The 20,808-nt window shown below is 31.8% G+C and carries 19 protein-coding genes; 16 read left to right on the top strand and 3 right to left on the bottom strand.

What is annotated here, in order from left to right:
* Positions 1–25: 25 nt before the first annotated feature.
* The 11 genes from rnhA to HW119_RS03475 all read left to right on the top strand — a co-directional run bounded on the left by rnhA (position 26) and on the right by HW119_RS03475 (position 11,068).
* Complete coding sequence (rnhA, locus tag HW119_RS03525; protein ID WP_255497977.1) at positions 26–502, top strand: ribonuclease HI; 477 nt, start codon at positions 26–28, stop codon at positions 500–502.
* A gap of 90 nt (positions 503–592) precedes the next feature.
* Entirely contained in the window at positions 593–1,522 is a 930-nt protein-coding gene (locus HW119_RS03520) for a PfkB family carbohydrate kinase (RefSeq protein WP_177761283.1), read from the top strand.
* A 68-nt stretch (positions 1,523–1,590) separates the two neighbouring features.
* A complete protein-coding gene (locus tag HW119_RS03515) occupies positions 1,591–3,489 on the top strand; it encodes an amidophosphoribosyltransferase (RefSeq protein ID WP_177761282.1) in 1,899 nt (632 codons plus the stop codon).
* Between the two features lie 163 nt (positions 3,490–3,652).
* Entirely contained in the window at positions 3,653–4,084 is a 432-nt protein-coding gene (locus HW119_RS03510) for a hypothetical protein (RefSeq protein ID WP_177761281.1), read from the top strand.
* 31 nt (positions 4,085–4,115) lie between these two features.
* The gene (locus HW119_RS03505) at positions 4,116–4,526 is read left to right on the top strand and encodes a hypothetical protein (RefSeq protein ID WP_177761280.1); all 411 of its coding nucleotides are present in this window, start codon (positions 4,116–4,118) and stop codon (positions 4,524–4,526) included.
* A gap of 127 nt (positions 4,527–4,653) precedes the next feature.
* Positions 4,654–5,514, top strand: coding sequence for a ChaN family lipoprotein (locus HW119_RS03500; protein ID WP_317171504.1), 861 nt, complete (start codon positions 4,654–4,656; stop codon positions 5,512–5,514).
* Positions 5,515–5,649: 135 nt separating this feature from the next.
* On the top strand, positions 5,650–6,474 hold the full coding sequence (locus HW119_RS03495; protein WP_177761279.1) for a succinate dehydrogenase cytochrome b subunit: 825 nt from the start codon (positions 5,650–5,652) through the stop codon (positions 6,472–6,474).
* 19 nt (positions 6,475–6,493) lie between these two features.
* A complete protein-coding gene (locus HW119_RS03490) occupies positions 6,494–8,494 on the top strand; it encodes a fumarate reductase/succinate dehydrogenase flavoprotein subunit (protein WP_177761278.1) in 2,001 nt (666 codons plus the stop codon).
* An 81-nt stretch (positions 8,495–8,575) separates the two neighbouring features.
* Positions 8,576–9,319, top strand: a complete 744-nt coding sequence (locus HW119_RS03485) for a succinate dehydrogenase/fumarate reductase iron-sulfur subunit (protein WP_177761277.1) — start codon at positions 8,576–8,578, stop codon at positions 9,317–9,319.
* Positions 9,320–9,396: 77 nt separating this feature from the next.
* Positions 9,397–10,248, top strand: a complete 852-nt coding sequence (locus HW119_RS03480) for a hypothetical protein (RefSeq protein ID WP_177761276.1) — start codon at positions 9,397–9,399, stop codon at positions 10,246–10,248.
* 52 nt (positions 10,249–10,300) lie between these two features.
* The gene (locus HW119_RS03475) at positions 10,301–11,068 is read left to right on the top strand and encodes a nitrilase family protein (protein ID WP_177761275.1); all 768 of its coding nucleotides are present in this window, start codon (positions 10,301–10,303) and stop codon (positions 11,066–11,068) included.
* Positions 11,069–11,105: 37 nt separating this feature from the next.
* Here the strand turns inward: HW119_RS03475 and HW119_RS03470 are convergent, their stop codons facing one another.
* A complete protein-coding gene (locus HW119_RS03470) occupies positions 11,106–12,710 on the bottom strand; it encodes an Ig-like domain-containing protein (RefSeq protein WP_177761274.1) in 1,605 nt (534 codons plus the stop codon).
* Positions 12,711–12,772: 62 nt separating this feature from the next.
* Positions 12,773–13,456 (bottom strand): ComF family protein, encoded by a 684-nt coding sequence (locus HW119_RS03465; protein ID WP_177761273.1) that lies wholly within the window; start codon positions 13,454–13,456, stop codon positions 12,773–12,775.
* 105 nt (positions 13,457–13,561) lie between these two features.
* Here HW119_RS03465 and HW119_RS03460 point away from each other — a divergent pair, with 105 nt between their 5' ends.
* The 5 genes from HW119_RS03460 to HW119_RS03440 all read left to right on the top strand — a co-directional run bounded on the left by HW119_RS03460 (position 13,562) and on the right by HW119_RS03440 (position 18,319).
* Positions 13,562–15,103 (top strand): glycine--tRNA ligase, encoded by a 1,542-nt coding sequence (locus tag HW119_RS03460; RefSeq protein ID WP_177761272.1) that lies wholly within the window; start codon positions 13,562–13,564, stop codon positions 15,101–15,103.
* Between the two features lie 253 nt (positions 15,104–15,356).
* Positions 15,357–15,767, top strand: coding sequence for a BrxA/BrxB family bacilliredoxin (locus HW119_RS03455; protein WP_177761271.1), 411 nt, complete (start codon positions 15,357–15,359; stop codon positions 15,765–15,767).
* Positions 15,768–15,854: 87 nt separating this feature from the next.
* Positions 15,855–16,589: a lysophospholipid acyltransferase family protein gene (locus HW119_RS03450; protein ID WP_177761270.1), complete on the top strand. Its 735-nt coding sequence runs from the start codon at positions 15,855–15,857 to the stop codon at positions 16,587–16,589.
* Positions 16,590–16,622: 33 nt separating this feature from the next.
* Positions 16,623–17,627, top strand: a complete 1,005-nt coding sequence (locus HW119_RS03445; protein WP_177761269.1) for an acyl-ACP desaturase — start codon at positions 16,623–16,625, stop codon at positions 17,625–17,627.
* A 47-nt stretch (positions 17,628–17,674) separates the two neighbouring features.
* Complete coding sequence (locus HW119_RS03440) at positions 17,675–18,319, top strand: HD domain-containing protein (protein WP_177761268.1); 645 nt, start codon at positions 17,675–17,677, stop codon at positions 18,317–18,319.
* Positions 18,320–18,373: 54 nt separating this feature from the next.
* On the opposite strand, the gene HW119_RS03435 is transcribed toward HW119_RS03440, so the two are convergent.
* Positions 18,374–20,683, bottom strand: coding sequence for a reprolysin-like metallopeptidase (locus HW119_RS03435; RefSeq protein ID WP_177761267.1), 2,310 nt, complete (start codon positions 20,681–20,683; stop codon positions 18,374–18,376).
* Positions 20,684–20,808: the final 125 nt, after the last annotated feature.

Below are 20,808 nucleotides of genomic sequence, written 5' to 3'. Positions count from 1 at the left end.
ATTTATCTTTGTAAAAAATTATCACGTGCAAAATATTCAAGTAATATTATATACAGACGGTTCTTCGCGAGGAAATCCTGGTCCTGGTGGCTATGGATTGATTCTAGAATGGGCAGGTAAAAATGTTTTTAAAGAAGTTTCTCAAGGATATCGAAAAACCACAAATAATCGCATGGAGCTTTTGGCAGTTATAACTGGATTAGAAATGTTAAAAAATCCTGGCATTTCTGTTTTGGTTGTAACCGATTCTAAATATGTTGTTGATGCGGTCGAAAAGAACTGGGTTTTTGGTTGGGAAAAGAAAGGATTCAAGGATAAAAAAAACCCAGATTTATGGAAACGTTTTCTGAAAATTTACCGCCAACATCACGTTTCTTTTAAATGGATTAAAGGACATAATAACCACAAAATGAATGAACGTTGTGATGTTTTGGCAGTAAATGCTGCAACTAGCGGAAATTTTTTAATAGATGAATATTACGAAACTTTTGAGAATAATTAAATTGTGAATTATTAACATTTTCAGTGGTTTAAAAAAGTTGTAGAAATTTGAATTTTAAGTATATTTGCGTCTTCATTTAGAATAAAGAATATGAATAAATTATTGATTGTAGGAACGGTTGCTTTTGATGCAATTGAAACACCTTTTGGGAAAACAGATAGAATACTTGGTGGTGCAGGAACTTATATCGGATTATCTGCTTCTCACTTTAATGTAAAATCTGCGATTGTTTCTGTTGTAGGTGACGATTTTCCTCAAGAATATTTAAATCTTTTAACAAGTAAAAATATCGATACAACAGGAATTGAAGTAGTTCCTGGCGGAAAAACTTTTTTCTGGAGTGGTAAATATCATAACGATTTAAATTCGCGTGATACTTTAGATACACAATTAAATGTTTTGGCAGATTTTAATCCAATTGTACCAGAAGATTTTAAAGATGCTGAAGTGGTAATGTTAGGAAATTTACATCCAAATATCCAAATCGGAGTTTTAGATCAAATGACTAAAAAACCTAAATTAGTGGTTTTAGATACGATGAATTTTTGGATGGACTGCGCTTTACCAGAATTAAAAGAAGTAATGAAGCGCATCGACGTTATTACAATTAATGATGAAGAAGCACGTCAATTATCTGGCGAATATTCATTAGTGAAAGCTGCTGAGGTTATTCACCAAATGGGGCCAAAATATGTGGTGATCAAAAAAGGTGAACATGGAGCTTTATTGTTTAATGACGATCACGTTTTCTTTGCGCCAGCTTTACCTTTAAAAGAAGTTTTTGATCCAACAGGAGCTGGAGATACTTTTGCTGGAGGTTTCTCTGGGTATTTAGCTCAAAGCGAAAATATTTCGTTCAGTAATATGAAAAATGCCATTATTTATGGTTCAAATTTAGCATCGTTCTGCGTTGAAAAATTCGGAACAGAACGTATGGTCAATCTTTCTGCAACAGAAGTTGATGCTCGCTTACAACAATTTAAAATGTTAACGCAATTCGATATCGAATTAGCTGACTAACTATATACAAAATCAAGCCTCCTCGTGGGGCTTTTTTTCATCAAACAACACAACAACTACAAGAAGCTATGAGTGACGCGATCAAACACGAATGCGGAATTGCACTTTTAAGGTTAAAAAAACCTTTAGAATTTTATAAAGAAAAATACGGTTCTTCTTTTTATGCGATACAAAAAATGTATTTGCTTATGGAGAAACAGCACAATCGTGGGCAAGACGGTGCTGGTTTAGCTAGTATTAAATTAGATATGGAACCTGGTGAGCGTTACATTAGTCGCGTACGTTCTAATAAAACATCTCCAATTCAAGATATTTTTTCTCAAATCAACGGAAGAATTAACGAAGAATTAGAAGCTCGTCCAGAATTAGTTAATGATGTTGCTGCCCAAAAAGCAGATTTACCATACGTTGGCGAAGTGTATTTAGGACACGTTCGTTACGGAACTTTCGGAAAAAATAACATCGAAAGTGTTCACCCATTTTTACGTCAAAACAATTGGATGCACCGTAATTTAATCGTTGCAGGAAATTTCAATTTAACTAACGTAAAAGAATTATTTGCAGATTTAATTCGTTTGGGACAACATCCAAAAGAAATGGCGGATACGGTTACCGTTATGGAAAAAATTGGACATTTCTTAGATGATGAAGTTACCGATTTATATTTCGATTGTAAAAATGAAGGTTTGTCTAAAAGAGAAGCTTCTCCGATTATTGGCGAACGTTTAGATATTGGACGAATTTTAAAACGTGCTTCTAAAAACTGGGATGGTGGTTTTGCAATGGCTGGTATGATTGGTCATGGTGATGCTTTCGTTTTACGCGATCCGGCTGGAATTCGTCCAGCTTTTCATTATGAAGATGATGAGATTGTTGTAGTTGCTTCAGAACGTCCGGTTATTCAAACGGCGTTTAATGTGCCATTAGAAAGTATTAAAGAGTTAAATCCTGGTGAAGCAGTCATTATCAAGAAAAATGGTAACGTTTCTTTTGAGCAGATTTTAGACCCTTTAGAAAAGAAATCTTGTTCTTTTGAAAGAATTTATTTCTCACGTGGAAATGATGCGTCTATATATAAAGAGCGTAAAGCTTTAGGTAGATTAATGATGCCTTATATTTTAGATGAGATTCAAGGTGATACTCAAAATACGGTTTTCTCTTATATTCCAAATACAGCCGAAACTTCGTTCTTTGGTATGATTGAAGGAGCTCAAGATTATTTGAACGAAAAGAAAATTGCTGCTATTCTTGCTAATCAAGGAGAATTATCAGCTGAGAAGTTAAGTGAGATTTTATCTACTACAATTCGTACAGAAAAAATCACGATTAAAGATGCTAAACTTCGTACGTTTATTACAGATGATAGTAGTCGTGATGATATGGTTGAGCATGTTTACGATGTTACTTATGGAGTTGTAAAACCTACAGATACTCTGGTTGTTATTGACGATAGTATTGTTCGTGGTACAACTTTAAAGAAATCAATCATCAAAATGTTAGACCGTTTAAATCCTAAAAAGATTATGGTAGTTTCATCGGCGCCGCAAATCCGATACCCTGATTGTTACGGAATTGACATGGCTAAGATGGAAACTTTAATTGCTTTTACGGCTTCATTAGAATTATTAAAAGACCGTAATATGTATCATATTGTTGATGAGGTTTATGCAAAATGTAAAGCACAAGAAAATTTACATGATGCAGAAGTGATTAATCATGTAAAAGAAATTTATGCTCCGTTTACTGACCAAGAAATTTCTGATAAGATTTCTGTGATGTTACGTCCAGATACAGTTAAGGCTGATGTGAAAATTGTTTTCCAAACGGTTGAAAATTTACATCAAGCTTGTCCAGATAATTTGGGTGATTGGTATTTTACCGGAAATTATCCAACGCATGGAGGTAATCGAGTGGTAAATCGTGCATTCATGAATTTCTATGAAGGAAAAGACGCAAGAGCGTATTAAATATAAATCTTAATTTTTTAAAAAAGCATCAAGTTTTCTTGGTGCTTTTTTTTTGTTTACCGCAATTTTTTATCGGTTTACCTATGTTTTGTTGCTTTTTTTTCTTTTGGCACAAGTATTGAAATTCTCTTAGCAAATAAAATAACAACAAAATTTAAATATCATGAAAAAATTAATGACCGTAGCCATGTTAGCTTTATCAGTAGCAACTTTCGCGCAAACAGGAAAACAATCAGATAAAAAAAGTAAAGAAAATCAATCAACTGAAGTTCGAGTTAAGAAAGAAGGCGATAAAAAGGATTGTAATAAAAAAGAAGGTCGTAAAGACGGTAAACATAAAGGAGGTAAAAAAAGAGGAGGAGATAAATTTGCTAATTTAAATTTAACGGATGTTCAAAAATCACAATTAAAAGATTTGAAAGGCGAACGCAAATCTAAAGGAGAATTAGCTCAAAATACAAAACCGTCAAAAGAAGAAATACAAGCAAAAAGAGCAGAGCGCGATGCAAAAATCAAAACGATTTTAACTCCAGAACAATATCAAAAATTCTCTGCTAAAAAAGAGATGAAACAAAAAAAAGAAAGTAAAAGTTAATTGCTGAATTAACATTAAAAAAATAGAAATTATGAAAAGTGTTTATTTAATTGCAATGTTTGCTCTTTCGTTTGGAGCATCTGCGCAGCAACGTTCGGTATATCAAGAGGGGCAATCTCCAAAATATCAGCACGAACGACGCGAAGTTGGAAGACAACAACGTCTTGACCCGTATAAGCAAAAATATGATTCTAAAGATTTTGATTATCGCGGATTAGATTTGTCACGTAGTCAAAAACTAGAATTAGATGATTTAATGTTTCGTATGCATCAAGATATAAAAATCGCACAACGTAACTACCGTCGTCCAGAATTTCAGATTCGAAAAATTGAAAAAGCTTACGATTTAAAAATCTCTAAAGTTTTATCTAAATATCAGTACGATAAATTTATGAAAATGTATGCATATCAATATCCAGGCTTTGGTTATGGAAGCGTATAATTATCAATCTAGTTTTTTAGTATATTTATGAAATCCAATAAACATCATTTTGTTTGTTGGGTTTTTTGTTGTTTTGTCAGAAACGATTTGTATTTTTACATCTTTATTTAAAATCATTCTAAATATCATGATGAAAAAATTATTCACTTTTATGTTGTTATTAGCAACGACATCAATATTCGCTCAAGAATTAAAACCGTATCAAATTTATAATTCAAAAGGAAAGAAAATCACATTTGAAAAAATGGTAAAAGAACTTCAAAAATCCGATTTGATTTTGTTTGGAGAATTTCATGATAATTCAATCGTGCATTGGTTGCAATTAAAGACGATAAAAGCTTTAGCTGAGAATAAGCCGTTGATTTTAGGAATGGAAATGTTTGAACGAGATAATCAGGTTTATTTAAATGATTATTTAAACGGAAAGTTATCTGATGAGGATTTTGGAAAATCGGCTCGTTTATGGAATAATTATAAAACGGATTACAAACCATTGGTTGACTTTGCAAAAGAAAATAAGATGGAAGTGATCGCTACAAATGTGCCAAGAAAATTTGCAAGTCTTTTATATAAAGAAGGAGAAGAAGCTTTGTTAGCTTTGAATGATGAAGATAAACAATGGATTGCTCCGTTGCCTTTTCCTTATGATGCAAGTTTACCTGCTTATGTAAAAATGATGGATATGTTCAAAGATAGTGACCATGCAAATCCCAATTTTCCAAAGGCGCAAGCTATAAAAGATGCAACGATGGCATATTCAATTGTTCAGAATTTTAAGCCAAATAATTTGTTTGTGCATTTTAATGGAGCGTATCATTCTAACGATTACGAAGGTATTTTTTGGTATGTCAATAAATATAATTCAGATATAAAAATGACTACAATATCTGTTTTACAAAAAGCTAATATTAATGAGATATCTTTAACAGAAAAGCAACTTGCTGATTATATTATCATTGTAGACGAAGATATGACAAAAACTTTTTAATGTTTTGCTTGAATGGGTTCTTATTTGTAATCATTTTAAATACGTAACAATTAGAACAAATTACTTTGCTTGTTTTTGTAAATAGCCTTACTTTTGTATGATTTTTTTAAGGAAAAAAACTACTAAAATTACATTATGGCAAAATCTGCACTTTTAAAGTCGTCAATCGGTAAGAAATACTGGATGGCACTTACGGGTTTATTTTTATGCGTGTTTTTGATAGGTCACTTAGTGGGTAACTTACAGTTGATTTTTGGAACTGATTTGCAGTTCAATCAATATGCTTACTTCATGACTACAAATCCTGCGATAAAAGTTTTATCTTATGTTACGTATATTTCAATTTTATTCCATGCTATCGATGGTATTTTATTGACAATACAAAACAAAAAAGCAAGACCAGTTGGTTATGCAAAAAACAATGCGGCAGCAAATAGTACTTGGGCATCAAGAAATATGGCTGTTCTAGGAACCTTGTTATTGGTTTTTATCGCTACTCACATGGTGAATTTCTGGGCTAAAATGCATTTTGCTGAAATGCCTTTACAAACTCAAACGTTGACTAACCCAATGGGACAAAGTGTTGTTTATAACACAACAACGGGTAGTTTTGTTGATGCAGCTCAAGTTCAGATGGGTCAATTAGAATTAAAGAATGGAAAAGAATTTTACATTCCTGGTTCTGATATTAAATTTGCAGAAGGGTACAAAGATTTATACAAAATCACAGTTGATTTCTTCAAAGATCCAACTTACGGATTAGTATTTACGTTATTCTATGTGTTATCAATGGTAGTTTTAGCTTTCCATTTATCACACGGTTTCCGTAGTGCTTTCCAATCTTTAGGAGCTAATAATCCTAAATATAACGGGTTAATTAATGTAATTGGTTTAGGATTTGCTTATATCGTTCCTGCGTTATTTGCTATTATTCCATTATACCTTCATTTTGTTAAGTAATCTAAAAAGATAATTGATTATGAGTTTAGATAATAAAATACCTCAAGGTCCAATCGATACGAAATGGACAGATTATAAAGATCATATTAACTTAGTGAATCCTGCAAACAAACGTAATATTGATGTTATTGTTGTTGGTACTGGTTTAGCAGGTGGTTCTGCAGCTGCTACTTTAGCTGAGTTAGGATATAACGTAAAAGCTTTTTGTTACCAAGATTCTCCTCGTCGTGCGCACTCAATTGCAGCTCAAGGAGGTATCAACGCAGCAAAAAACTATCAAGGTGACGGTGACTCAATCTACAGATTATTTTATGATACTGTAAAAGGTGGAGATTACCGTGCTCGTGAAGCAAACGTTCACCGTTTAGCTGAAGTTTCTGTAAACATCATTGACCAATGTGTAGCTCAAGGTGTGCCATTAGCTCGTGAATATGGAGGTTTATTAGATAACCGTTCATTCGGTGGAACGCAAGTTTCTCGTACTTTCTATGCTAAAGGACAAACAGGACAACAATTATTATTAGGTGCTTATTCTGCAATGAACCGTCAAATCGGTCGTGGAAAAATCAAAATGTACAACCGTCACGAAATGTTAGATGTTGTATTAGTTGGTGGAAAAGCACGTGGTATTATTGCTCGTAACTTAATTACTGGAGAATTAGAACGTCATTCTGCTCATGCTGTAGTTATTGCTACAGGTGGATACGGAAACGTTTTCTTCTTGTCAACAAATGCAATGGGATCTAACGTAACTGCTGCTTGGAAAATCCATAAAAAAGGAGCATATTTCGCAAACCCTTGTTATACACAAATTCACCCAACTTGTATTCCTGTTACTGGAGATCACCAATCAAAATTAACTTTGATGTCTGAATCTTTACGTAATGATGGACGTATTTGGGTTCCTGCAAAATTAGAAGATGCTCAAGCAATTCGTGAAGGTAAAAAGAAACCTACTGATTTAGCTGAAGCTGACAGAGATTATTACTTAGAGCGTCGTTATCCATCTTTCGGAAACTTAGTACCTCGTGACGTTGCTTCACGTGCGGCTAAAGAACGTTGTGATGCTGGTTTCGGTGTTAACGCAACAGGAGAAGCTGTTTATTTAGATTTCGCTGCTGCAATTGATCGTTATGGTAAAGAACAAGCTCGTATTCACCATTTAGACGAAAATGATGCTAAATTAGTTTATGATTTAGGTCAAAAAGTAGTTGAAAATAAATACGGTAACTTATTCCAAATGTACTACAAAATTGTAGATGAGGATCCGTATACAACTCCAATGATGATTTATCCTGCAGTTCACTACACAATGGGTGGAGTATGGGTTGATTATAACTTAATGACGACTATCGAAGGATGTTACTGTATTGGAGAGGCTAACTTCTCTGATCACGGTGCAAACCGTTTAGGAGCTTCTGCTTTAATGCAAGGTTTAGCTGATGGTTATTTCGTATTGCCATATACAATTGGTAACTACTTAGCTGATGATATCCGTACAGGAAAAATTCCTACGGATACACCTGAATTTGACGAAGCTGAAAAAAATGTAAAATCATTAATTGATCATTTAATGAGCAATAATGGTTCACATTCAGTTGATTATTTCCATAAAAAACTTGGAAAAGTAATGTGGAATAATGTTGGTATGGCTCGTAACGCTAAAGGTTTAACTGAAGCTATGGACGAAATTGCTGCTATTAGAGAAGATTTCTATAAAAATGTAAAAGTTTCTGGAACAGCTAACTCTTTCAACCAAGAATTAGAAAAAGCTTTACGTGTTGCCGATTTCCTTGAATTAGGAGAATTGTTTGCTAAAGATGCTTTACACCGTGAGGAATCTTGTGGTGGTCACTTCCGTGAAGAGCATCAAACTGCTGAAGGTGAAGCGCAACGTGATGACGCAAACTTCGCTTATGTAGCTGCATGGGAATACAAAGGTAATCCTAGAGAAGCTGTTCTTCATAAAGAAGACTTAGTTTACGAAAACATTAAAATGGTAACTCGTAGTTATAAATAATTTAGTCAAAAGTTAAACGTCAAAAGTTATAATGCCCTGGCTTTAAGACTTATGACTTTAAGACTTTAAAAACTAGTCAAGATGAATCTTACATTAAAAATTTGGCGTCAAAAAAACGCACAAGATAAAGGTCAAATGGTCGATTATAAAATCGGCGGTATTGAACCAGATATGTCTTTCTTAGAAATGCTTGATGTTTTAAACAATGAGCTTGTTGAGAAAGGTGACGAACCAGTTGCTTTTGATCACGATTGTCGTGAAGGTATTTGTGGAATGTGTTCTTTATTTATTAATGGTGAAGCACACGGTCCAGATCGCGGAATTACAACTTGTCAATTACATATGCGTAAATTCAAAGAAGGCGATACAATTTATATCGAACCTTGGAGAGCTAAAGCATTCCCAGTAATTAAAGATTTAGTTGTAGACCGTTCTTCTTTTGATCGTATTCAACATGCAGGTGGATTTATTTCTGTAAATACATCAGGAAATACGCAAGATGCAAACAATATTCCAGTTAACAAACACGATGCAGACCGTTCTTTCGATGCTGCAACTTGTATCGGATGTGGTGCTTGTGTTGCAACTTGTAAAAACTCTTCAGCAATGTTATTCGTTTCTGCAAAAGTTTCTCAGTTTGCTTTGTTACCTCAAGGTAGAATTGAAGCTACTGAACGTGTGTTAAACATGGTTGAAGCTATGGATAACGAAGGTTTTGGTAACTGTACAAATACAGGTGCTTGTGAAGTTGAATGTCCTAAAGGAATTTCTTTAGAAAACATTGCTCGTATGAATCGTGAATATTTATCAGCTTCTATTAAATAATTTGTTAAAAATTATCATTATATTTAAAGCTCTCTATGCAATAGAGAGCTTTTTTTATTTTAAACCAACTCTATTTTATGAAGAATTATTTACAAATGGTACTGTTTTTTTTAGCTTTTAATGCTAATGCACAGTTTATTCATTTAAACTCAAATGAAGAATCTGAAAATCCTGTTACTATAGTTTTTGAAGACGGATCTGTTAAAGATGGATTTGTTAAGAATAATAAACCGAAAAATAAAATACTTCGTGCTGTTGCTATGGGGTCTAATTCAAATGCATTTTCAAATCCTGAATTAATTGTAGATAATATATTATTTAAACCATCTGAAAATGAAACTGAGTATAAAGAAATTGATGTAATGACAATTTCTCAAGTCATTTTTAAAAATGTTGAAAATGGATTTATTATCTATGATAGAACTACTATGTACGATATTAATGCCAAAACCCTTAAAATAGATTATGATAACCCCAAAAAAATGTTTTTCCAATCCAATAATCTAACAGGTTTTAAACGTTATAGAATTTTTATGAGAGCTACAGAACGAGGTAAAACTGTTATGTACACACCATATTATTTTATCAAATCACCTAATAAGAATGAAGTTGTTTCTATAAATCCTTGGAGTATGATTATACATAATCGCGTAGTTAATTATTTTAAATATATGGGAAGCGATTGTCAAGCTTTTCTAGATTATCTAACGCTTTTAGAAGATAAAAGTTCAATTGAGTTTAAAGAATTTAAAAAGGCAAAGAAAGAATATAAAGCAGCTTTTAAAAAAATGATTAAAGAAGAAGCTAAAGAAAATAAGAAAAATAAAATTAGTAACCAATATCTTGTTCAAGAAAATAGTGCAAGATATTATGAAGGAATTTTTGAATACATGTATCAAAAATATCTAGAATTTAATTGTAAAAAGTAATGATTTCAATGCAAATATACTATTCCGTATTTTTGCATTTTAAATAATTACTATGAAAATTGCTTTAATTCAATATGCGCCAGTATGGGAAAATATTGATATAAATATTCAAACCTTAACTGCTAAAATAGATCAATTAGAATCAGATGTAGATTTGGTAGTTCTACCCGAAATGTTTTCTACGGGATTTACAATGAAGCCTGATTTGGTTTCTGAAACTGAAAATGGTAAAGCCATTAAATGGATGATTGAAACTGCAAAGTCCCAAAACATTGCCATTACAGGGAGTTTAGTAATCTCAGAAAATGAAAAGTATTACAACCGTTTGTTTTTTGTTTTTCCTGACGGAAATTATAAAACCTATAATAAGAAGCATTTGTTCTCTTTAACTGGAGAAGAAAATGTCTATGAGCCAGGAAATGATAAATTAATTGTCAATTATAAAGGTTGGAATATTTGCCCGTTGATTTGTTACGATTTACGTTTTCCAGTTTATTCTCGTATTGTTGACAAAGCTTACGATTTGTTGATTTATGTGGCTTCTTGGCCAGACCAGCGTATTTATGCTTGGGATACACTTTTAAAGGCTCGAGCAATAGAAAATATGAGTTTTGTTGTTGCTGTGAATAGAAGTGGAAAAGATGCTTTAGAAAATAAATATTCAGGGCATTCTCAGGTGATTGATTATATGGGGCAATTCATTCAAGAACCAATGATTGATGAACAAATTGTTATTGTTACTTTGCAAAAAGAGGGTTTAGAAAAAGCTCGAAATCGTTTTGCTTTTTTAGACGACGCTGATCAATTTAAAATTAGATAAAAACAAAAACCGAGTTTAAAAGCTCGGTTTTTTTATACTAATTTGGTATGACTAATGTTTCATTAACTTCCCAATTGGCTCGTACATCAATTGGTTTTTCAAACAGATAAACTTTTTCTGGTTGTTGTTTTAAAAGATAATTTCCAGTGTCAAATTTTCCATTTTTGTTTTCATCAACTATAATTCGAACAAAATATTTACTTGGCTTTAAATTCGGAAATTCAACCGGATTATTTTCTTCAATTATTTTAAATGCAATAATTTGTTCCTTCTCGTTGAGCAATTCAATAATCAATGGAAATTGTGAAGTGTTTCCTAAAGTCAATGTTAGATTTCCAAATTTGGTATAAGCATCAGTCTGAAAAGTAGTTGATAAACTATCGTTTGATTTGTTGTAAAAATCGACAATTGCACCTGGTAACATTTCAAATGAATATTTTTGATTTTCAAGTTTTTCAAAATCAATAATCATTTTCAAATTCAATTCGTCATTGATGATATTGAAAGGAACTTGAATAGAATCCTTGTTGATTAAATTCATCTTTTTAATATCAAAAGATTGAACTGGTGTAGAAGTTAAAAGTTCAATTTTATCTGTAAAATCAATGTTTCCGTTCTTGTTAAAAGAAATACTAAGCGAATCAATCTCTTTTAATTTTCGTGGTTTATTGACGAATGATTTCTCGTAATTACCATTTTTAAAATTAAACTGAATCGAATCGTAAGCAATCTTTGGAATAAAAATATGAACCGAATCTTTTTCTTGAATCTTAGAAAATCTTACATCAATTGGTCTATTGTTCGCTAAGGCTTCAATTTCTAAGTTTTTATAATCTCCTTCAAAAGGAACCAACCATTTGTTTTGACTAACCATAGAGGGTTTTGATACTGACGGAAGTTTTTCTTCTTTAAATAAAACTAATTCTCTTAAAGAATCGTTTGGTAATTGAATAGGTCCTCCAAAAAATCCGATTTTCTCTGTCTTTGGTTCAAATTTGTTGTTGCCATTTCGGTCTTTCATCGCAACTAAATAATATGAACCTTCTTTTATATTTTCTATTGAGAAGGTGGTCAAGCTGTCTAAAGTGTTTGTGATGTAGATTGGTTTTTCTTTATAAACAGTCGAATCGTTAAAAGTCGTTGCATCATACAACATTACTGAAACAAAATTATCTTTTTTGAAATTATAACTTTCTTTTATTGAGCCTTTGATTTTTAAAGAATCAATATAGCTACCAGTTGAAAAAATATATTTAAAATCAGTTAGAATATTCCCTTCATTATTATCAGCAATACTTTGACCAAAATTAAAACTATAGGTAGTGTTTGATTTTAGTGAATCTAAAAGTTTTATTGTAATTGTTTTAGTTGCAGCACCTGCTGGAATGATTTCTGGTTGTGTATTAAAAGGAGGTGAAATGATTAAATTTTGATTGATTTTGTTTAATTTAATATATTCATCAAATGTGATTTTTATTTCTTTGGCATCAAAATTCGTTGAAAAATTTTCAGGGATACATTTCAAAACAACTGGCGCAAGTGTATCCGCAGCTCCTCCAGTAATATAACCGCGTTTTGCACAACTTGTTAAAAGTAAGCATGAAACAAAAAAGATTGCAAGTGTGTATGTTAGAAATTTCATTAATTACAAATTTCTACAAAGTAACTATTTTATTTTAGAGTTTAAAAATGTTTTATGCGATGTTATTTCGTCACAGCTATAAAAAATGTACTTATTTTACAATCGGGTATTTTTAGTAATTCTTTTCCCAAGATTTCTATTGTAGAACCAGTGGTCACAACATCATCAAGAATCATAAAATGTTTACCATGATCAGATTCGTCAAAACAAACTGTAAATAAATCCGTTTTTAAAGCGCTTCGTAGAAATAGATTTTTTTTCTTTGCTTGTGGAGTTGTATAAAAATTTCGAATTAATCTTTTTTTATTATAAGGAATTCCAGTTAATTCAGATAATCGATTACCAAAAGAATCAATTTGATTATAACCTCGTTCTCTCTCTTTTTTTTTATGAAGTGGAACTGAAACTAGCTCGTCAATATTTCTGAAAGCAAGATGGTTTTTAAAATTTTCATAAGTCAATTCCGCAAATAGAACACCTATGTTCTGTTGGTTTTTGTATTTTAACTCATGTATTAGATTGTGTGAAATTTCTTTTTTGTCATAATATAATAATCCGTTGGCGCTAACTAGTGGAATTTTTCCAAAAAAACGAGTAAGTAAAGTCGGATTAGAATCATTTCCAGGAACAACAAAATCTAAACTATGTAAACATTCAATACATATAAAATGATTTGTATTGATAATTGTTTCATTACAACCAAGACATTTTTTCGGAAAAATTAAATTGAATAGATGTTGAAACATATTCTTCGTTTTTAGGTTTTGTTAATTTACAAAAAAATAAATCAACTAAGTTTTTAATTTTTTACAAAGAACAATTATTTATAAACTATTTGCTATTTTTGCACTATGGCAAAACAAGAAGATATTTTTAAGAATGTAGTTTCGCACGCAAAAGAGTATGGATTTATTTTTCCGTCAAGCGAAATTTACGATGGTTTGAGCGCGGTTTACGATTATGCTCAAAATGGAGTAGAATTAAAGAAAAACATCCGTGAATATTGGTGGAAATCAATGGTTCAAATGCATGAAAATATTGTAGGTATTGATGCTTCAATTTTTATGCATCCAACCACTTGGAAAGCATCAGGTCACGTGGATGCTTTTAATGATCCATTAATTGATAATAAAGATTCTAAAAAAAGATATAGAGCGGACGTTTTAATTGAAGATTATTGCGAGAAACTTTGGCAAAAAGCACAAAAAGAAATCGAAAAAGCTCGTGCGCGTTTTGGTGAATCTTTTGATGAAGAACAATTTGTTGCGACAAACGGTAGAGTTGTAGAGTATCTTTCTAAAAAGAAAGAGATTTTAGAACGCATGGCTCATGGTTTAGAAACTGGTGACTTAGCAGATGTTAAGTTGCTGATTGAAGAATTAGGAATTGCTGATCCAGAAACAGGTTCAAAAAATTGGACTGATGTTCGTCAGTTTAATTTAATGTTTGGAACTAAATTAGGTGCTTCTGCTGATTCGGCTATGGATTTATATTTACGTCCAGAAACAGCTCAAGGTATTTTCGTGAATTTTTTAAACGTTCAGAAAACCGGACGAATGAAAATTCCTTTTGGAATCGCTCAAACAGGAAAGGCTTTCCGTAATGAAATTGTTGCACGTCAGTTTATTTTCCGTATGCGTGAATTCGAACAAATGGAAATGCAATTTTTTGTAAAACCAGGAGAAGAAATGAAATATTACGAGTATTGGAAAGAAACTCGTTTAAGATGGCATTTGTCTTTAGGTTTAGGAAAAGAAAATTACCGTTTTCATGATCATGAGAAATTAGCTCATTATGCAAATGCTGCAGCTGATATTGAATTTAACTTCCCATTCGGATTTAAAGAACTAGAAGGGATTCACTCTCGTACAGATTTCGATTTGAAAGCACACGAACAATTCTCAGGAAAAAAATTACAGTTTTTCGACAACGAATCAAATTCGTCTTACGTTCCGTATGTGGTAGAAACGTCTGTTGGATTAGATCGTATGTTTTTGGCAGTTTTCTCTAAAGCTTTAGAAGAAGAAACTTTAGAAGATGGTTCAACAAGAACAGTTTTAAAATTACCTGCAGTTTTAGCTCCAACAAAAGCAGCCGTTTTACCATTAGTTAAAAAAGATGGCTTACCAGATGTAGCTCGAGAAATCATCGAAGATTTAAAATGGGATTTCAATGTGGCTTATGATGAAAAAGATGCGGTTGGTCGTCGTTACCGTCGCCAAGATGCATTAGGAACACCTTTCTGTATTACGGTTGATCATCAAACATTAGAAGATAAAACAGTTACCATTCGTCATAGAGATACCATGGAGCAAGAACGTGTTGCAATTTCTGATTTGAGAAACATCATTAACGAAGATGTTTCTATGAGAAAATGGTTGATGAAAATGTAAAAATAAAAAAAGTTGCTTTTTTAAGTAACTTTTTCTTTTTTAATTAAAAAATTATATTATATTTGAACTGTTTCTGAAATATAAACTATTTCTGAAACAAAAATGAATATTTGATTCATTTTATAAGTGGTTGGTTAGGTTGCTCAGAAATGAGCAACCTTTTTTTTATAAATAACAATTCTTTAAGAAAAAATGATGTAGTTATTTATCATTTAGTTTTTTAACTTTGTAAACTAACTTAATTGTATTTATTATGTATCCAGAAGAAATAGTAAAACCAATGCGCGAAGAATTAACTTTAGCAGGTTTTCAAGAATTATATACAGCTTCAGATGTTGAACAGGCTTTGTCTAAACCAGGAACAACCTTAGTTGTTGTAAATTCTGTTTGTGGTTGTGCGGCTCGTAATGCACGTCCAGGAGCTCGTTTTAGTTTAGATAACGAAAAAAAACCAGATCATATTGTAACTGTTTTTGCAGGAGTTGATAAAGAAGCTGTAAATGCCGCTCGTGAAAAAATGTTTCCTTTCCCTCCATCATCTCCGTGTATGGCATTGTTTAAAGACGGTGAATTAGTTCATATGTTAGAGCGTCATCATATCGAAGGACATCCTGCGGAAGTAATCGCTGAAAATTTAAAAGAAGCTTACAATCAAAATTGTTAATCTTTTTGCTTTGAGATAAAACAAACCACCTTTTTTGAGGTGGTTTTTTTTATAAAATCGTATATTTGAACCAAAATATTTGTTATAGTGGAAAAAATTATATCATATCCTATAAGTGCAATTTTTTATCTTTTACTAGGTCTTTGTTTGGTAATTTTTCAACCAATTCAATGGGTATGCTATAAGTTCTTTGGTTATCAGGTACATAATCAAAGTGTGGTTGTTTTAAATTGGTTTTTATTAAGATGTGTTAATGTGCTTGGAACTACTGTTTCTGCAAAAAATGTAGATCTTATTCCAAACGATAAACCTATAATTTTTGTTTCTAATCATCAGTCGATGTTTGATATTAGTGCAATTATTTGGTTTTTACGAAAAGCACATCCTAAGTTTGTAAGTAAAAAAGAATTAGGAAAAGGAATTCCAAGTGTTTCTTTTAATTTAAAATATGGTGGTTCTGTTCTTATCGATCGTAAAGATCCAAAACAAGCTTTACCTGCAATTAAGGGATTGGGTGAGTATATTCAGAAATATAATCGTTCGGCAGTAATTTTTCCAGAAGGAACTAGATCACGAACGGGAGTTCCGAAATCTTTTTCTGAAAATGGCTTGAAAATGTTAGTGAAATATGCGCCAGATGCTTATGTTGTGCCGCTAACAATTAATAATTCTTGGAAATTGTTTAAATACGGAATGTTTCCGAATGGTTTAGGTGCAAAGGTTTCGTTATTTGTGCATGAACCTTTAAAAGTTTCAGATTACGACTTTAAAACTCTTTTTGAAAAGACTCATGAAGCAGTAATCTCTAAAATTGAATACTAATTGTTGTTATTAAACAACGAATAAAATGATAATATGTCAATAAAAAATGTGCGTTTAGAAGTAATGCAATTTCTGGAAAAAAATATAGATAGTTTTGTAGAAAATTATTTAATTCCAGTTGAAAAAATTTGGCAACCATCGGATTTATTACCTGATTCAGAAAGTGAAAATTTTTTAGAAGAAGTAAAAGAATTACGTGAGTATGCTAAAGAATTGCCTTACGACTTCTGGGTTGTGATGGTAGGCGACACAATTACAGAAGAAGCATTACCAACTTATGAATCGTGGTTGTTAGATGTTGAAGGTGTAGATCAAAGAGGTGGTGAAGACGGAAGTGGTAACGGTTGGGCAAAATGGATTCGTCATTGGACCGGAGAAGAAAATCGTCATGGAGATTTGTTAAATAAATATTTATATTTATCAGGTCGTGTGAATATGAAAGAGGTTGAAATTACTACGCATCATTTGATAAACGATGGGTTTGATCCAGGAACAGATAGTGATCCATATAAGAATTTTGTATTTACAAGTTTTCAAGAATTAGCTACTTATGTCTCACATAATCGTGTTGCACAAATGGCTAAAAAACATGGTGATCATAAGTTATCAAAAATCTGTAGATTAATTGCAGGGGATGAAATGCGTCATCATCATGCTTATTCAGAATTTGTTGATCGAATTTTTAAAGTAGATCCATCTGAAATGATGTTGGCTTTCCATTATATGATGAAAAAGAAAATCACGATGCCAGCAAACTTAATTCGTGAATCTGGCGGAAAAATTGGGGATGCTTTTCATAATTTTTCTGATTCTGCTCAAAGAATAGGTGTTTATACGTCAATGGATTATGTAGATATTTTAGAAAAATTAATCAACCGATGGGAAATTGATAAAATCAATAATCTTACCGATGATGCAGAAAAAGCTCGTGATTATTTAATGAAATTACCAGCACGTATGGCTAAATTAGCTGACAGAATGAAGGTTGCAGAAGAATCTCATGTGTTTAAATGGGTAACTCCGGCTATAATAAAGTAACGAAAGAAAGCTGATGATAACATCGGCTTTTTTTAATTCTATTAAAAATGAATAAGATAGAACAAACGATTAGTTTTGTAAAACAGGAATTGCAAAATGCAGAATCTGGACACGATTGGTTTCATATTGAGCGTGTTTATAAAAATGCATTAAATATAATTGAAAAAGAAGATGCTAATAAGGAAGTTGTATTATATGCAGCTTTGCTTCATGATATTGCCGATAGTAAATTTCATCAAGGTGATGAAACTGTCGGTCCTAAAAAAGCGGCTTCGTTTTTAGAGTCAATTTCTGTCAATCCCGAAATAATAGATCATGTAGTAAAAATCATCGAAAATATTTCTTTTAAAGGTGGAAATTTTCAACGTAATTTTAACTCAATCGAATTAAATATTGTTCAAGATGCAGATCGACTTGATGCTATCGGTGCGATCGGAATTGCTAGAACATTTAATTATGGAGGGTTTAAAAATAATTCAATCCACGATCCTGAAATGGCTCCTAAAATGAATATGGCGAAAGAAGAATATAAAAATCATAAGGGAACTACGATAAATCATTTTTATGAAAAATTATTACTTCTTAAAGATTTAATGAATACCGAAACAGGTAAAGAAATTGCAAAACAAAGACATGATTTTATGTTGTTGTTTTTGTCACAGTTTTATTCAGAATGGGATGGAGAATTATAATAATAAAAAAGGCACTTTTATTTAAAAGAGCCTTTTTTGTTAGATGTATTAAAATTATTTTTTGATTACTTTTTTGGTAGCTTGGTTTGCACCATCTTTAATTGTAAATAGATAAATACCTGATTCATATTGATCTAGATTAACTTCAGTCGAAATTAAACCTGAGTTTTCAATGTTATAAATATTTAATTTACGACCTCTAATATCATAAACTTCAATTGTTATTTCATTTCCAGTATTTGAATTAAATGAAATGGAAACATTATCAGTAGTTGGGTTTGGATAAATTTTTAGGTTTTCAAACTCAAAATCTTTTTTTCCAGCCGTAATATTTATTTCAATAGGTTTAGATACCGTGTAGAAGATGTTTCCTACAGCTTCGATTTTAACATGAGCAAAACTGCTTGCGTCTGTTAACGCTGGAACGGTTATGGTGTAGCTACCGTTGTTAGGTACATTTGATCCAACAACAAATGGATATGTTTGACCATTATCTTCAGACATTAGAATGTTAACATTTGATGTGTTTATTCCATTTGCTGTTGTTCCTGCAACATTCCAAGTAATTGTTTTTTGTTCTCCAACTGACCAGTTTGGTTCTGTAGTTGTTGTAATATTATTAGGATATGTTATAACAAATGGACCAACATTAGCAAAAGTAATTTGTATATCAGCAGAAGTGGTTTGTCCACCATTAGTTGCGTTATTATCTCGAACTGTAGTTGCAAATGACATGTTTCTAGCTACTGAAGGTAATTTTTCCCATGTAGTTGAAACTACACCATCACTGTTTGATGTTCCTGCTAAAACGGTTGCTGTAGAAGGAAAAGATCTTGATGAATTACTAGTTGGTGCAATTGATCTAAAATTTGGACCTGTACTTGAAGTTGCCACAGGTGGTTGTGTTGATGATTGGTTATTAGTTTGTTCCCAAGTGTAAGTTAAGCTATTTGGATTATTGGAGTCCGTAGCTGTTGTTGTTAATATGAAAGGTGTTGAATGTGGAATGGTTCTGTTTCCAGAAGTTGATGTGATTACTGGTGTCGGGTTTGATGAAGAGATTATTGTTGCACAGTTATTTTGACTTGATTGTAAGAAATCGACAATTTCTCTAATGCTTATTTGATTAAAATAGGCGTCTGAGTTTTGTTGTACATTAATTTCATCTCCACAAATTCCAGCGTAAGACATTATTGTTGTGCCACTTCCAGGTTCAACAGCAGTTGGTAAATTTCTGTTTCCGCCACCGCAAGATCCAGTAGTTCCATTGAAAGTATGATTTGCTCCAAATTGATGCCCAATTTCATGAGCAACATAATCAATGTCAAAAGGATCGCCTATAGGATTCGAAGAACCCGTCATTGCAGTGGCTTTAAAAGAATTATTACACACTGAACCTAATGCAGCTTCTCCGCCATCTCCAATACTTACAACGTGACCTAAATCAAAATTTGAGCTACCAATTACATTTGTTATAATTACTTGATTTTCTCCTGCTAAATCGGCATTCTCACTATCTGTAAAATCGTCAGAATTTATAAATATTATTGTATCGTTGTTACTAACTAGAATTAAACGAGTTGATAAATCTCTTTCGTAAATAGCATTGATTCTGTTAACGGTTACATTCATAGCGGATAAAACAATTGCTTTTTTTTCAGCTTCTGTAGTTTGCGGAATGTTGCTTGGGGCGTTATTTACATGATACGCTGCGTATTGAGTTGTACAAGCTAATGCTAATCTGAAAGTTCTGAATTTATTATCAACACTTAAGATTTGATTTTCAAAATTTTCGTTTTCAAATGAATGATTTGAGTCGTTAGCTTTAATGTTGCAAGTAAAGTTTGTGTTTTTGTTGACGATATTCTTTTTTTTGTAATAAATAAATGAATTGAAATCTGTTGTAAAAGTGTCTACATAGTAAGTTGTTCCTTCGCCGTCATAGCCCATTATGTGCATTCCAAAAGCTGGAGTAATGCTGATTTTTATGATATTAGTTGGGTCTTTTTTATTGATGCCAGTAAAATTTTGAATATTTGGATATTTATTTGCTAGTTCGGGTTCAAGCATTGGTGAATTGTAAATTTCGAAAGCAGAAATATTTCCATTGGCATCTGGAAAATTGATGAATACATTTGAAACTGAACTGCTATAGTCTACAGGTGCTAAGATTAATTGATCAATTAAAGAGTTTAAATTTACTTTAAATAAAGTGAATTCATTTGGAGAATTTTTTCGTGGTAATTTTTCAATATCTCTAAGTTCTTTTTCATTTGTTTTTATCCATTGAACATTTTGAGCAGAACTTGTAAAAATTGAAAATATTACAAATACTAGGTAAAGATAATGAGATTTTTTTTTCATTTTTTAAGTTTTAAGTTAGTTGATTGATGTAAATTTAATATTTTTTTAATAAAAAATTAATTTTATTAAAAAAAACACAAAAAAATGAATTTATGTTTTTTGTCTGAACAACAATTACTATTTAG

This window comes from Flavobacterium sp. I3-2 (assembly GCF_013389595.1).
In the GTDB taxonomy this organism is placed as follows: Bacteria; Bacteroidota; Bacteroidia; order Flavobacteriales; family Flavobacteriaceae; genus Flavobacterium.
Note: the sequence above shows the minus strand (reverse complement) of the source record. Positions and strands in the feature narration are given on the sequence as shown.